Annotated in this window: 14 protein-coding genes; 6 read left to right on the top strand and 8 right to left on the bottom strand. The window is 62.6% G+C overall.

Annotation, left to right across the window (positions count from 1 at the left end):
• Window positions 1-63: 63 nt before the first annotated feature.
• Together NF681_08205 and phaC are read right to left on the bottom strand one after the other, a co-directional pair.
• Entirely contained in the window at window positions 64-1,242 is a 1,179-nt protein-coding gene (locus NF681_08205) for an acetyl-CoA C-acetyltransferase (GenBank protein ID UST55144.1), read from the bottom strand.
• Between the two features lie 61 nt (window positions 1,243-1,303).
• Window positions 1,304-3,058 (bottom strand): class I poly(R)-hydroxyalkanoic acid synthase, encoded by a 1,755-nt coding sequence (gene phaC, locus NF681_08200; protein UST55143.1) that lies wholly within the window; start codon window positions 3,056-3,058, stop codon window positions 1,304-1,306.
• Between the two features lie 117 nt (window positions 3,059-3,175).
• Here phaC and NF681_08195 point away from each other — a divergent pair, with 117 nt between their 5' ends.
• Window positions 3,176-3,484, top strand: coding sequence for a hypothetical protein (locus NF681_08195; GenBank protein UST55142.1), 309 nt, complete (start codon window positions 3,176-3,178; stop codon window positions 3,482-3,484).
• Here NF681_08195 and pgeF read toward each other — a convergent pair.
• Together pgeF and maiA are read right to left on the bottom strand one after the other, a co-directional pair.
• Window positions 3,413-4,180 (bottom strand): peptidoglycan editing factor PgeF, encoded by a 768-nt coding sequence (gene pgeF / locus NF681_08190; protein UST55141.1) that lies wholly within the window; start codon window positions 4,178-4,180, stop codon window positions 3,413-3,415. The genes NF681_08195 and pgeF overlap by 72 nt on opposite strands.
• Window positions 4,180-4,839: a maleylacetoacetate isomerase gene (maiA, locus tag NF681_08185; protein UST55714.1), complete on the bottom strand. Its 660-nt coding sequence runs from the start codon at window positions 4,837-4,839 to the stop codon at window positions 4,180-4,182. The genes pgeF and maiA overlap by 1 nt, the downstream gene beginning before the upstream one ends.
• Before the next feature lie 159 nt (window positions 4,840-4,998).
• Here maiA and NF681_08180 point away from each other — a divergent pair, with 159 nt between their 5' ends.
• The 3 genes from NF681_08180 to NF681_08170 all read left to right on the top strand — a co-directional run bounded on the left by NF681_08180 (window position 4,999) and on the right by NF681_08170 (window position 6,817).
• Window positions 4,999-5,700 carry a fumarylacetoacetate hydrolase family protein gene (locus NF681_08180; protein ID UST55140.1) on the top strand — a complete coding sequence of 234 codons (702 nt, stop codon included), beginning with the start codon at window positions 4,999-5,001 and terminating at the stop codon, window positions 5,698-5,700.
• A 3-nt stretch (window positions 5,701-5,703) separates the two neighbouring features.
• Window positions 5,704-6,276, top strand: a complete 573-nt coding sequence (locus NF681_08175; protein ID UST55139.1) for an NUDIX hydrolase — start codon at window positions 5,704-5,706, stop codon at window positions 6,274-6,276.
• Between the two features lie 88 nt (window positions 6,277-6,364).
• A complete protein-coding gene (locus NF681_08170; protein ID UST55138.1) occupies window positions 6,365-6,817 on the top strand; it encodes a CreA family protein in 453 nt (150 codons plus the stop codon).
• A gap of 302 nt (window positions 6,818-7,119) precedes the next feature.
• Here NF681_08170 and NF681_08165 read toward each other — a convergent pair whose 3' ends face one another.
• The 4 genes from NF681_08165 to orn all read right to left on the bottom strand — a co-directional run bounded on the left by NF681_08165 (window position 7,120) and on the right by orn (window position 11,874).
• Entirely contained in the window at window positions 7,120-7,758 is a 639-nt protein-coding gene (locus tag NF681_08165) for a hypothetical protein (GenBank protein ID UST55137.1), read from the bottom strand.
• 75 nt (window positions 7,759-7,833) lie between these two features.
• Window positions 7,834-8,643, bottom strand: a complete 810-nt coding sequence (locus tag NF681_08160) for a response regulator transcription factor (protein UST55136.1) — start codon at window positions 8,641-8,643, stop codon at window positions 7,834-7,836.
• Window positions 8,644-9,162: 519 nt separating this feature from the next.
• Entirely contained in the window at window positions 9,163-11,049 is a 1,887-nt protein-coding gene (locus NF681_08155) for a DEAD/DEAH box helicase (GenBank protein ID UST55135.1), read from the bottom strand.
• A gap of 228 nt (window positions 11,050-11,277) precedes the next feature.
• On the bottom strand, window positions 11,278-11,874 hold the full coding sequence (gene orn / locus NF681_08150) for an oligoribonuclease (GenBank protein UST55134.1): 597 nt from the start codon (window positions 11,872-11,874) through the stop codon (window positions 11,278-11,280).
• A gap of 66 nt (window positions 11,875-11,940) precedes the next feature.
• Between orn and NF681_08145 the strand changes: the two genes are divergently transcribed.
• Window positions 11,941-13,206, top strand: a complete 1,266-nt coding sequence (locus NF681_08145) for a M48 family metallopeptidase (protein UST55133.1) — start codon at window positions 11,941-11,943, stop codon at window positions 13,204-13,206.
• Between the two features lie 14 nt (window positions 13,207-13,220).
• Window positions 13,221-13,574, top strand: a complete 354-nt coding sequence (locus NF681_08140; protein ID UST55132.1) for a 4a-hydroxytetrahydrobiopterin dehydratase — start codon at window positions 13,221-13,223, stop codon at window positions 13,572-13,574.
• Window positions 13,575-13,600: the final 26 nt, after the last annotated feature.

Below are 13,600 nucleotides of genomic sequence, written 5' to 3'. Positions count from 1 at the left end.
ATGGGAAAAAAGGTTGCGACGAAGGCGCCGGCGTCGGCGCGGGGCGCCACGCCGGAAACCGACTCAGCGCTCGATGGTGAGCGCCACGCCCATGCCGCCGCCGATGCACAGCGAGGCGATGCCCTTCTTGGCATCGCGACGCTGCATCTCGTGCAGCAGCGTCACCAGGATGCGACAGCCCGATGCACCGATCGGATGGCCGATGGCGATGGCCCCGCCATTCACGTTCACCTTGCTGGTGTCCCAGCCCATCTCGCGGTTCACCGCGCAAGCCTGGGCCGCGAAGGCTTCGTTGATCTCCAGCAGATCGAGGTCGGCGGCCTTCCAGCCGGCGCGCTGCAATGCCTTCTGCGATGCCGGCACCGGCCCCATGCCCATGACCTTCGGGTCCAGACCGGCGGTGGCGTAGCTGGCGATGCGGCCCAGTGGCGTGAGCCCCAGCGCCGCCGCCTTCTTCGCGGTCATGACGACCACGGCGGCGGCACCGTCGTTCAGTCCCGAAGCGTTGCCGGCCGTGACGCCGCCCGCCTTGTCGAAGGCCGGACGCAGGCCGGCGAGGCCTTCGGCATTGGTCTTGCGATTGATGAATTCGTCCTTCGCGAAGACGACGGGATCGCCTTTCTTCTGCGGAATGTTCACGCTGACGATCTCGTCGTTGAACCTGCCCGCATCCTGGGCGGCGGCGGCCTTGGTCTGGCTGCCCAGGGCCAATTCGTCCTGCATCGCGCGGCTGATGTCGTATTCCTTGGCGACGTTCTCCGCCGTGATGCCCATGTGGTACTGGTTGTAGACGTCCCACAGGCCGTCGACGATCATGGTGTCGACCATCTTCCAGTCGCCCATGCGCTGGCCGTTGCGCGAATTGGGAAGCACGTGGGGCGACAGGCTCATGTTCTCCTGCCCGCCCGCCACGACGATCTCGCTGTCGCCAGTGGCCACGGCCTGGGCCGCCAGCATCACCGCCTTCAGACCCGAACCGCACACGGCATTGATGGTCAAGGCCGGCGTCTCCTTGCCGATTCCGCTCTTCAGGAGCGCCTGACGCGCCGGATTCTGGCCCGCGCCGGCGGCCAGCACCTGACCCATGATCACCTCGCCGATCTGGTCGTTGCCCAGTCGTGCGCGCGCGAGCACTTCCTTGATGACCAAGGCGCCAAGTTCGGTCGCGGGAATGCCCGCGAGCGAGCCGCCGAACTTGCCCACGGCCGTGCGTGCGGCTGAAACGATGACGATGTCTTCCATGAATGCTCTCCGTTCTTTTCCAGTTTGATGATTCTTCGAATGTGCCGTGCGCGCTCGATCGTCAGGCGCGAGCCTTGACGTAGCGGCCCGGAGCAGGTTCGCTCGCCTTGTAGGCGCGGTCCCTGCCGTAGTTCCTGGGTGCGGGAATCTGTTTGCCGGCGTGCGTCTTGAGCCACTGCGACCAGTCCGTCCACCAGCTGCCGCGCCGTTCGCTGGCGCCCTCGAGCCATTCGGCGGAGGTGGCGGGAAACCGTGCGTCGTCGCGAATCCAGTGGCTGCGCTTGTTCTGGGCCGGCGGATTGATCACGCCGGCGATGTGGCCCGAGGCACCCATCACGAACCGCTTCTTGCCGTTCAGAACCTGGGTCGACGCGTAGGCACCACCGACGGGCACGATGTGGTCCTCGCGCGACCCGTAGATGTAGGTGGGCACGTCGATGCGGCCCAGGTCGACCGGTTCGCCGCACACCGTCAACGCGCCGGGCTCGACGAGCTTGTTCTCCAGGTACGTGTTGCGCAGGTACCAGGCGTAGAACGGCCCCGGCAGGTTGGTGGCGTCGCCGTTCCAGTAGAGCAGGTCGAACGCGGGCGGCTTCTCGCCCTTGAGGTAGTTGCCCACGACGTAGTTCCAGACCAGGTCGTTGGGCCGCAGGAAACTGAAGGTCGAGCCCAGTTCCTTGCCGGCTAGCATGCCGCCCTGCCCCATCTGCATCTCGCGGTATTTCACCATCTGCTCGTCGATGAAGATGTCCAGCACGCCGGTGTCGGTGAAGTCCAGCAGCGTGGTCAGCAGCGTCAGGGAGGCCACCGGCTTCTCGCCGCGCGAGGCCAGCACCGCGAGTGCCGTGCTCAGGATCGTGCCGCCCACGCAGAAGCCCAGCGCGTTGATCTGGTCGTCCTTGTTGCCGTGCGTGGCGATGTCCTGCACCACGTGGATGGCCTTGATCGCGGCATCCTCGATGTAGTCGTCCCAGGTGCGGTCGCGCATCGACTCGTCCGGGTTGCGCCAGCTCACCACGAAGACCCGGTGACCCTGCTCGACGGCATAGCGGATCAGCGAGTTCTCGGGCTGCAGGTCGAGGATGTAGAACTTGTTGATGCAAGGCGGCACCAGCAGGAACGGTCGCTCGTAGACCTTGGCCGTGAGCGGCTTGTATTCCAGCAGTTGGAAGATCTCGTTCTCGAACACCACGGCGCCTTCGCTGGTGGCGACGTTGCGTCCCACTTCGAATGCACTCTCGTCGGTCATGCTGAGCTGGCCCTGCTGGAGGTCGTGCAGCAGGTTCTGCATTCCCTGGGCGATGCTCTGGCCCTGCGTCTCCAGGGCCTTCTTCTGGGCGTCGGCGTTGAAGGCCAGCGAATTGCTCGGCGACGTGGCTGCGAGCCACTGCTCGACCGCGAAGCGCAGCCGGGCGCGCGTCTTCGCATCGGCGTCGACGGCATCGGCCATGCCCATCAACGTGCGGGCATTGAGCAGATAGACCGCCGCCGTGAATGCAGAAAGCGGATTGCCGGACCACGCCTCGGCGGAAAACCGTCGGTCGCCGACCGGCTTGGCGCTCAGCCCCTGGCGCCAGAGGTCGGTCGCCTCGGCGATGTACTGGCGCTGGATTTCCTGCATCTTCTCGGGCGCCAGAGAAAATTTCGGCAGCGCGGAGCGCATCTCCGCACCGTTCCCGGAATTCCCCGTGGGCCCCGCGCCCGAGGGGCCCGGCGTGCCGATCGACTGGAACGATTCCATGGCCTGCTGCCATCCACGTGCCAGCGCTTGTTGAAAAGGCCCGAACGCGTCGGTGGCGGTCGCCTGTTGTTTCATGATGTCTCCTGAATCCTCATCGAAATCCGTTCTTGTCGGAAGAAAGTATCCTGCATTCGCAAGTCGCCCACAACGCGACATCCCCCAAACCAGCGATCCTTTCGGTACACCCCTCCCATGCACATCGTCGTGATCGCCTGGCTCTACGTGGCCCTCATGATGGCCGTGGCCGAAGGCACCCACACGGCCGGCACCGTCATCGGCGCGATCTTCACGTTTCTGCTCTATGGCGTGGCGCCGGTCGCGTTGGTCGTGTACCTGCTGAATGCGCCGGCACGTCGCAAGCGCATCAGGGAACGCGAGCAGGCGCAGCAGGAAGCGGCTCGCACCGCAGGCGGGCCCGAACGCGGTCGTTCAGGCCTCGATCCAGACGCAGGCGGCGAAGCGCCCGGTGACCCGGTCGCGCCGGTGCGAAAAGAACCGTGACGGGTTGCGCACCGTGCACCAGGCGTCGTCGCCGTCGTTGCCATGGATGCTGCGGACGCCCGCCGATCGCAGGCGCCGCCTGGCGAGCATGGGAAGGTCCGCCCACCACTTGCCCGTCGCACCCGTGGAGCGGAAGCAGTCCGCCGACGCGGCATCCTGCGATTCGAAAGCCGCCCTCACCTCGTCTCCGACCTCGAACGCGCGCGGCCCGATGCACGGACCCAGCCAGGCGATCGGACGCAGGCCATCGTTCGTCGTCATTCCTGCCAGCGTGCGTTCGAGCACGCCGGCGGCCAGCCCTCGCCATCCCGCGTGAGCCGCTGCCACGTGCGTGCCGCATCCGCTGGCGAAAAGCACGGGCAGGCAGTCCGCGACCATGACCGTGCAGGCGATGTCTGGCCGCGTGGCGATGCAGGCGTCCGCACGCGTGCCGTCCGGCGTGGCCTCGTCGAGCAGGATCGCCTCCACCCCGTGAACCTGGTCCAGGAACACCGGACGCACGCCCAGGACGTCGCGCAGCTTCGCGCGGTTGAGGGTGACGTCCGCCTGCACGTCACCCACGTGAACGCCCAGATTGAAGCGGTCGTAGGGCGGCAGCGACACGCCACCGGCGCGTGTGGTGCACAGTGCGCGAACGCCACGTGGGGCGGGCCATGCGGGCACGATCCAGTCCGCGGGCGGCTGCCTTGTCGCCATCAGGCTTCCGCGTCGGGACACCGCGCGGGATGCGCCTGCTGCACGGCTTCGATCTCCATCGCCGCCTCGTAGGCGGCCATCGTGCGTGGCAGTTCGCTGAGATCGCAGTCGAAGCGTTGTGCGTTGAAGATCTGCGGCACCAGACAGCAGTCGGCCAGCGTGAAAGCGTTGCCGTAGCAGTGGCGTCCGGGCGATCGCAACGCCAGTTGGCGCTCGAACGCCTGCAGGCCCTCTCGCACCCAATGGCGATACCACGTCGTCTTCGCGGCATCGTCGAGCTTCAGCTCACGCACCAGGTATTTCAGGACCCGCAGATTGTTCACGGGATGCATGTCGCAAGCGATCATCTGCGCCAGGGCGCGGACGTGCGCACGGCCGGCCGGATCCGACGGGAGCAGCGGTGGCTCGGGATGGGTCTCGTCGAGGTACTCGATGATCGCCATCGATTGCGAGAAACGCTCCGGCGCCGCAGCGCCCTGTGCGCCGTCGACCTCCAGCAGCGGCAGCAGGGTGTCCGTCGAGATGGAGGCGAACGGTGCCTTCAGGTGTTCGCCGCGCACCAGGTGCACGGGCACGTACTCGTAGGCCAGGCCCTTCATTCCGAGCGCGATGCGCACCCGGTACGAAGCGGACGAACGGAAGTAGTTGTGAAGCTTCATCATGCGCAGCGAGCTTAACGGCAGCGCACGCCGGCCTCCATCGGGCTTCCACGGACCGACCTCGCGCGGACGGTTCGAAGTTCACTCTGGCACACTGCCGCACGCGCGAACAATTCGCTGCGAACAGGTTTGAAACTCGTCAGGACAAGGATGAAAGCAATGGCTTCCGAGTACGTCGTTCCCATGCCCGAAGTGGTGTCCATTCCCGTGGTCGGACAAGCCGGCCGTTTTCCGGTGCGCCGCATCTATTGCGTCGGCCGCAACTACGAGGATCATGCCAAGGAGATGGGATTCTCGGGTCGCGAGGCGCCCTTCTTCTTCATGAAGCCCGCCGACGCCATCGTGGTCGTCGAGGAAGGCCAGACCGGCACCATCGACTATCCCACGCTGACCCAGAACCTCCATCACGAGATCGAGCTGGTGGCGGCCATCGGAACGGGCGGCCGCGACATCGCCGCGGCCGATGCGCACCAACACATCTTCGGCTACGCCGTGGGCCTCGACATGACGCGCCGTGACCTGCAGGCCGACATGAAGAAACAAGGCCGGCCGTGGGACATCGCCAAGGGGTTCGACCAGAGCGCGCCGATCGGTCCGATCGTGCCGGTCGCCCAGGCCGGCGACGTGGAGAAGTCCGACATCGCATTGCATGTCAATGGCGCCGCGCGCCAGTCGAGCAACGTGGCCAAGTTGATCTGGACCATCGCCGAGACGATCGAGCATCTCTCCAAGGCCTGGGCCCTGCAGCCGGGTGACCTCATCTTCACCGGCACGCCGGAGGGCGTCGCGGCGGTGGTGGCCGGCGACAGACTGGAAGGAAGCGTCGGCGGGCTGCCGGTGCTGAAGCTCGAGATCGTCTGACCCATGAGCGTCGCGGGATCGATTCACCCCCTGGGCCGGAACATCCGGCACTGCCGGAATTGCGGAGTTGCCGTGATCTACCGCGTGCCAGACGACGGCGACACACGCGAACGCGCGGTGTGTCCGGCGTGCGGCACCATCCATTACGAGAATCCCATCAACGTGGTCGGCACGATTCCCGTGCTGGGTGACCGGGTGCTGCTCTGCAAGCGCAACATCGAGCCGCGTCGAGGCAAGTGGACGCTGCCGGCCGGTTTCATGGAACTGCGCGAAACCGCCGCTCAAGGTGCAGCGCGCGAGACCGACGAAGAAGCCGGCGCGCATTACGAGATGCAAGGGCTCTTCGCTGTCATGAGCGTCGTCCACGTCGGCCAAGTGCATCTGTTCTATCGGGCGGCGCTGCTCGATGACGTCTTCGACCCCGGTCACGAAACCATGGAGGTCGGCCTTTTCGCCGAACACGAGATTCCATGGGAGGAAATTGCCTTTCGCACCGTGCGTGAAGCCCTTCGTCTCTACTTCGAAGACCATCGTCGCGGCAGCTTCGATCGCGTTCACGCGTTCGACATTCACTGACGACGGGCAATTCCGATCCATGAAAAATTCCACTTCGCGACGAGCCGACCCTTCCACGTTCCGACGGTCCTGTCGCGCCTTCGTCCTCATGGCGGTCGCCGTGCTCACGGCGTCCGCCAAGGCCGAAACCGTCGGAGAAGTGGACACCGTGTTCAAGCTCATCGGCCCCGATCACAAGATCGTCGTCGAGGCGTACGACGATCCGAAGGTGAACGGGGTGACCTGCTACGTATCGCGCGCCAAGACCGGAGGCGTCAGCGGCGCCCTGGGGTTCGCCGAAGACAAGGCGGAAGCCTCGATCGCCTGCAGACAGGTCGGCCCCTTGTTGTTCACGGGTCCGCTGAAGAAGCGCGAGGAAGTCTTCAGTGAACGACTTTCCATCATGTTCAAGCGTTTGCGCGTGGTGCGAATGGTCGACACCAAGCGCAATGCGCTGATCTACCTTTCCTACTCCGACCGACTGGTCGAAGGCTCTCCCCAGAACAGCGTGACGGCCGTGCCGGTCGCGCTTGCCACGACGATTCCCGTGGCAGAGAAGTGACAGGGCTTCTTCCTGATCGTTGAAACCTGCAAAAAGCGGTGCAATTCACGGTGTTGCAAGGACCGGCTGATGCATTCGCCATCGGTCATCGCAAATAGGAGACGGTTCGACAAGAAGGTGTTTGAACCCTGATGAAGGGGGTGTACCCAACCTGCGATTACGCTGATCCGACGCTGATTGCATCAGCCGTGGCTCACCTGCAGTTGACCTTCTGGCGGACGAACAGGGTTTCAAGACTTCAGCACCAGTCAGAGTTCACTCCCATCCAACGACAATTTCCTGCGGATGAAGATTCCGTGACACTACCGATCGATGAAATAGTAGGAATTCTTCTGCTTTCCCGCTTTCTCGTCGATGCGAACGCAGAGTCGAGATCTGGAAGATGAATCGATGCAGGTCCTGACGGCACCGTGCATTTCTGCCTGACGAAGGTGATCGATCGTCTTGCGCATGTCGCTGATCTCGGTGGAGAGATGCATGGTCTTGGCGACCTTGTCCAAAGACCACCATACCGCTGCGGAACTGATGGCGGCACAGACAAAGATCACTGTCGATGCGCGACGCGCCTGCCTCAGAAAAGCCATTCCGGAACCATGCAATTTCGTCGACAGCTCGCCCAGCATTCGGGTCGACAGATCGAGACGCTTGGCAACGGTGGCACGCTCGGCACTCGATGCGTCCTGCTCGAAACACGTTTCAACCACTTGCCGGACCAGGACGGGAAGTTCATCCACTTTTCGAGCAATGGATGCGGCTGACGAGGAGAGTTGCAATCGGGTCGCCTCCGCATCCGCGTGGTAACGCCGTACCTCGGTCAACAACTCATTGGCCCTGATGACAAGTGCCGCGTCCCAGTTTTCATAACCCATGTCAACTCGCTCTTCTGCTCTCTTATGGTTCTCAGGAATGTCACGCAAAGACAGATGGATCGAGCGGTGCATTCAATGCAGTCGGAGCGACGAGTCCGCGTTCCTTGACCTGTTGGAGCAGCGCCGCCACCGAGTTCGCCGCCGGATTCAAAGACTCCTCTCAAGCAGCGCGGCTGCGCTCCGTTGCAACCTGTATCCCTGGCCATAGACCGTTCTCAGATGCACATCCCGTGTCCCCTCGAGTTGCAATTTGTTCCGCAATCGGTAGATGTGGATATCCAGAGAACGTGTGATCGATTCGGTGCTGTATCCGGCCGCTGCCAGCAAGTGACCTCGTGACACGGGGCGATCAAGATTGCGGAAAAGGGTCAAGGCAAACTTAAACTCTTTCTCGGTAAGGCGAACTTCCTCCAGTTTTCCATCGAGCACATTGCGGTATTTGACGATGTTCGTGGCGCTGTCGAAATCCCAACGTCCGAAACTCGACCCGGGCCCTGTCTTGCTTTTCAACGTCCGCTCGAACAGACGTGAAATGCGGGCGCGCATTTCCAAGGGACGAAAAGGCTTGAAGATGTAATCGTCAGCACCCAACGTCAGCGCTGCGGCAACGTCGCGTTCTGCGGCACGCGCGCTCAGCATGATCACAGGGGTGTTGTCGTTCCTCTCCGTTCTCAACCAATGCAACAGATCGAAGCCATCGAGATCGGGCATCATCCAATCCAACACGAGCACGTCGAACGTTTCCGTCCTCAAGGCACGGCGCAGGGACTCCCCGCTGGAAAAGGTGCTGCAGATGGTCTCACCGTCGATCGACAGGAACGGTGCCTTCAACGCGCCGATGAGTTGCTTGATCTGGGCTTCGTCGTCGTCAAGAAGAGCTATTCGCATGCAATTTTCACCAGATGAGCGGATTGCCGATAACTGCGAATCCGGGGCAGCAGGTTTCTGCTGCGACATGGATTATTCTTTCATCCATTGGGTCAGTTCCCACCCCTTGAAAACTGAACATTTATTAAGTTCTCACAGTAGTTTATGAAAGACCTGAATTCGCAATGTGAGTGTTCACCTTAGATGCGCCGTCTTACTTAAGATTAATAATTATTTGTTATTAGAATAGCAAACTCGCATAATTTTCTTAATTTGAAAAAGGTTTTCAAGATTTTTTGCAACTCAGGGACGACTTCGGCAGTTTGGACTCCAATCGCATTAACGACCTGAAAGACGACCCTGCTAACAATGTTTCAGCAGACTCGGCATCGACCTCGTGCTTACTATTTGCATAAACCGTGCCAGTCGATGAATTGTTGTGAGGCACGACACGTGAAAGCTTCCGGCATGAGGCTGGCCTTTTTGTTTACGTCACTGTTCCCGGACTCCAGGCCTCATTCAAAAAAAAAAGCCTGCACCGTTTGGACAGTGCAGGCTTGTGATCGATTTACCCGAGTGGTCCAAAGACCCTCAAGTCAGGATTCAGCGTCAGCGCGTGGGCTTGAAAGCCCGCTTTTGCGAGTCGCGCGGAACGAAAACCTTGCCGCCGCCAAAGCCGGCATTGTCGACCGACGCATTGCGCGAAAGTCCTTGGGTTTCGTTGCCGCGACCAGCGGGACGTCCACGCGATTCGGTTCCTTCATTGAACGCCGGCCGCCCGCGACCGCCGTGCTCGTTGAGCTCCCGATGGCCCCCGAAGCCGGCGCCTTGATTCGTTCCACGGGGACCCCGTGCAGCGGGTGAGACCGATGCGCCGCGCGGTCCGCGATCATTGAAGCCGCTCGCACCGGCGTAGTTGCTGGCGGCATTGCCGAAACCGGCCCCAGGGCGATGCGCACCGCCTGCACCGCCTCCACCAAACTTGCGATCACGTGGATTGACGTCACGGCCACGGCCACCGAAGTCGCCTTGAGGACGCGACTGTTGGATGCGCTGCTGCGGTTCCAGGCCTGGAATGACTTCCGCCTTGAACTGTTGACGGCTGTAGCCTTCGATGTCGAAGATCTTCCGGCGATCGCGGAACTCGGCAAACGTCACCGCGATGCCATCGCGTCCTGCACGACCTGTACGCCCGATGCGGTGCGTGTAGTCCTCGGCCTTCATCGGCAAGCCGAAGTTGAAGACGTGGGTGATGGTCGGCACGTCGATGCCACGCGCGGCCACGTCGGTCGCCACCAGTATCTGAACCTGCCCCTGGCGCAACGCCATCAGACGGCGATTGCGGAGCCCTTGGCTCAGCGCGCCGTGCAACGCAACGGCACTGAAGCCCTCCTGCTGGAGGTCGTTGGCCAAACCGTCGCATTCCACCTGAGTGCTGGCGAACACGATCGCTTGGTTGATCGATGTGTCACGCAGCCAGTGATCGAGCAGCTTGCGCTTGTGCGTGATGTTGTCGGCCCAGAACAGCACTTGCTTGATATTGGCGTGCTTTTCCTGCGGCGAATCGATCTGCACCTTTTGCGGTTGGCGCATGACGCGCGTCGCGAGTTGCTGGATTCGAGGCGCGAAAGTGGCGCTGAACATCATCGTCTGCCGACGCTCGATCGTGAGCTGGTTGACTTCGGCCAGATCGTCGGAGAAGCCCAGATCGAGCATCCGGTCGGCTTCGTCGACAACGAGGAACTGCACCTGATCGAGCTTGATCTGCATGGAGCGCTGCAGGTCGAGCAGGCGACCCGGCGTGGCGACCACGAGATTGGCATTCTGCAGCTTGGCGATCTGCAACTGGTAGGGCATGCCGCCGACCACGCTGGCCACACGCAGGCCACGGCAATGGCGCACGAGGTCGATCGCGTCGTGTGCCACCTGCTGGGCGAGTTCGCGCGTGGGGCACAGGATCAGGGCCCCGGGCGTGGCGGCCTTGAAGTTGCGGGAATTGGTCGGATCCTTGCGCTTGGCCTTCTTGGGAAGCACTTCGCCACGCTCGGCGGCTTCGGCCGAGAGCCGCTGGAATTCCGCTTTGGCGGCCGCTTCGGCTTCCGCTTCCTGCTTGAGCAGGGTGTGAAGCACGGGCAGCAGGAATGCGGCGGTCTTGCCGCTTCCGGTCTGGCTCGACACCATGAGGTCGACCAGACGCGCTTCGCCTTCGTCGGAATGGGTCAGTGCCAGCGGAATGACCTTGTCCTGAACGGTGGTCGGCTCGGTGTAGCCGAGGTCGGCGACAGCAGCGACGAGTTCAGGCGCCAAGCCCAGCAGAACGAAACCATTGGGGCCGGCGGGCGCCGTCTCGACGGCCTCTTCGGCGGCTGCCGGGACATCGGTCATGGATGAGGAGTCGGCAAGGAATTCGTGATCGCGGACGACGTCGGTCGGGGCGATGAATTCATCGGATTGCACAGGCGCGAAGTCGCCCTGCGCTTGATAAGCGTCAGTCATGATTCAATCTCATACGCAAGCGTGGCCGTGGGCAACGCTTCGTCGGGTGGTGAAAGACATCAACCATCCAACGACATTCAGAGAAGCAGCGGGACCTTCGTGAACAGGTCCTGCCAATCGCTTCAACTGCGGCCCGATTGGTCGGGCACGTGTGCAAGATAGGGAGATGCAAGAAACGCCGCAATCTGCAGCGTAGCCTTCGATTATGACATATCCATGGGGTTTTACCTAATCCTCAAGCCGCAGAAATGTCGTCCTGTAGTGCGCGAGTTCCTCGATGGATTCGTGCACGTCGGCCAGCGCCGTGTGCGCCTGCTGCTTCTTGAAGGCTGCGTAGGCAGCGGGCTTCCAACGCTTGGCCAGTTCCTTGAGGGTACTGACGTCGAGGTTGCGATAGTGGAAATAAGCCTCCAGCCGTGGCATGTACTTCACCAGGAAGCGCCGGTCCTGGCCGATGGTGTTGCCGCACATGGGCGATCCCTGTTTGGGGATGTAGCGCGCGATGAAGTCGAGCAACTGCTGTTCCGCAGTCGCCTCGTCCACGGTCGAAGCCTTGACCTTATCGATCAGGCCGCTCCTGCCGTGGGTGCCCTTGTTCCAGTTGTCCATGGCATCCAGCACGGCATCGCTTTGGTGGATGGCAATGACCGGCCCGTCGATCCGGGGGGACAGGTCGGGACCGGTGACGACCACGGCGATTTCGATCAGACGCTCCTTCTCGGGGTCGAGACCGGTCATTTCACAATCGAGCCAGACGAGGTTCTGGTCGCTCTTCTTGAGCACGGGGGTCGGCACGGCCGGGGTGAGGTCGGTGGTTTCGGACATCGGCTCATTGTCGCCCATGCCCCGACCGGCCTCGTCCGCCGGGGCTGGCGGACTAAACTCGATGCCATGTCCCACTCGCTCATCCTCACCTGTGCTTTTGCGGTCGCATTGACGATCGGTCTGGTCACGAAGTTCTGGCTTGCATCGCGGCAGATCCGGTACGTTGCGATGCATCGCGATGCCGTCCCGGCGGCCTTCAAGGACACCATGACCCTGGCGGCACACCGCAAGGCGGCCGATTACACGGTGGCGAGAGCGCGTTTCGGTCTGGCCGAGACGGCATGGTCGGCCGCGATGCTGCTCGGCTGGACGCTTCTGGGCGGCCTCGACGTGCTGAACAAGACTTTGCTCGACCTGCTCGGTGGCGGCCTGCTGCAGCAACTGGCATTGCTGGCCGCCTTCGCCGCGATCGGCGGCCTGATCGAACTCCCGTTCACGCTGTGGCAGACCTTCCGGCTTGAGCAGCGCTTCGGGTTCAACAAGATGACGTGGCGGATGTGGTTGGGCGATGCGCTCAAGGGTTTGGCGGTCGGGGTGGTCGTGGGCCTTCCCATCGCCGCCCTCATCCTCTGGATCATGGGCACTGCGGGGTCGACGTGGTGGCTCTGGGCATGGGGCACGTGGATGACCTTCAACCTGCTGCTGATGCTGATCTATCCCGCGTTCATCGCCCCGCTCTTCAACAAGTTCGCTCCGCTCGACGACGTCGGCCTCAAAGCCCGCGTGACGGCACTCATGCAGCGTTGCGGTTTCGCCGCCAAGGGGTTGTTCGTGATGGACGGCAGCCGTCGCAGTGCCCATGCGAACGCCTATTTCACAGGTTTCGGCGCCAGCAAGCGGGTGGTGTTCTACGACACCCTACTGCGTCAGCTGACCCCGGGTGAAGTGGAAGCCGTGCTGGCCCACGAACTCGGACATTTCAAGCACCGTCACATCGTCAAGCGGATGGTGATGCTGTTCGCGACGAGCTTCGCGGGCTTCGCGCTGCTGGGGTGGCTCTCGGGCCGTGCGTGGTTCTTCGCGGGGCTCGGCGTCCAGCCCGATTTCGGCGCGCCCAACGATGCGGTGGCGCTCCTCTTGTTCATGGCCGCGGCACCGGTCTTCGGCTTTTTCATCGCTCCCCTCTCGGCACGTCTGTCACGCCGCGACGAGTTTGAGGCCGATGCCTATGCCGTCGCGCAGACCAATGGCATCGATCTTTCGGCCGCGCTGCTCAAGCTCTATCAGGACAACGCCTCGACGCTGACTCCCGACCCCGTCTTCGTCAAGTTCTACTACTCGCATCCACCCGCCTCCGAGCGCCTCGCCCGGATCCAGGCCGCTGCGGCCTGAAAGCACACCACGTCATGACCCACAGCATGTTGATCCCGCGCGATTGGAAGACCGAACAACGCCGCGCGCTGAGCGCCACCGAGATCGTCAGCGGCCTGACCCGGCTCGATGGCTGGCGTCTCTCGGGCGATGGCGCCGACGTCGCCATCGAGAAGACGTTTCGTTTCGCCAACTATTTCGAAACCATCGCCTTCGTGAATGCGCTGGCCTTGATCGCGCATCGGCAGGACCATCATCCGGACCTCTCGGTGCATTACGACCGCTGCGTGGTGCGCTTCAGCACCCACGACGTCGCCGGCATCTCCACCACGGACCTCGAATGCGCCTCGCAGACCAATGCCTTGCTCGCCCCGGCCACGTCATCGTGATCCGGAGACATCGAGTTGGCTAAGCG

Source organism: Comamonadaceae bacterium OTU4NAUVB1 (assembly GCA_024372625.1).
Classification (GTDB): Bacteria; Pseudomonadota; Gammaproteobacteria; order Burkholderiales; family Burkholderiaceae_C; genus Variovorax.
Note: the sequence above shows the minus strand (reverse complement) of the source record. Positions and strands in the feature narration are given on the sequence as shown.

Bases quoted from the DNA above. Each gene is read 5' to 3' on its own strand.
- NF681_08155 (UST55135.1), bottom strand. From the start codon at position 11,049: ATGACTGACGCTTATCAAGCGCAGGGCGACTTCGCGCCTGTGCAATCC.
- NF681_08175 (UST55139.1), top strand. From the start codon at position 5,704: ATGAGCGTCGCGGGATCGATTCACCCCCTGGGCCGGAACATCCGGCAC.
- NF681_08165 (UST55137.1), bottom strand. From the start codon at position 7,758: ATGCACCGCTCGATCCATCTGTCTTTGCGTGACATTCCTGAGAACCAT.
- NF681_08145 (UST55133.1), top strand. From the start codon at position 11,941: ATGTCCCACTCGCTCATCCTCACCTGTGCTTTTGCGGTCGCATTGACG.
- orn (UST55134.1), bottom strand. From the start codon at position 11,874: ATGTCCGAAACCACCGACCTCACCCCGGCCGTGCCGACCCCCGTGCTC.
- maiA (UST55714.1), bottom strand. From the start codon at position 4,839: ATGAAGCTTCACAACTACTTCCGTTCGTCCGCTTCGTACCGGGTGCGC.
- NF681_08140 (UST55132.1), top strand. From the start codon at position 13,221: ATGACCCACAGCATGTTGATCCCGCGCGATTGGAAGACCGAACAACGC.
- NF681_08160 (UST55136.1), bottom strand. From the start codon at position 8,643: ATGTCGCAGCAGAAACCTGCTGCCCCGGATTCGCAGTTATCGGCAATC.
- pgeF (UST55141.1), bottom strand. From the start codon at position 4,180: ATGGCGACAAGGCAGCCGCCCGCGGACTGGATCGTGCCCGCATGGCCC.
- phaC (UST55143.1), bottom strand. From the start codon at position 3,058: ATGAAACAACAGGCGACCGCCACCGACGCGTTCGGGCCTTTTCAACAA.
- NF681_08180 (UST55140.1), top strand. From the start codon at position 4,999: ATGGCTTCCGAGTACGTCGTTCCCATGCCCGAAGTGGTGTCCATTCCC.
- NF681_08195 (UST55142.1), top strand. From the start codon at position 3,176: ATGCACATCGTCGTGATCGCCTGGCTCTACGTGGCCCTCATGATGGCC.
- NF681_08170 (UST55138.1), top strand. From the start codon at position 6,365: ATGGCGGTCGCCGTGCTCACGGCGTCCGCCAAGGCCGAAACCGTCGGA.
- NF681_08205 (UST55144.1), bottom strand. From the start codon at position 1,242: ATGGAAGACATCGTCATCGTTTCAGCCGCACGCACGGCCGTGGGCAAG.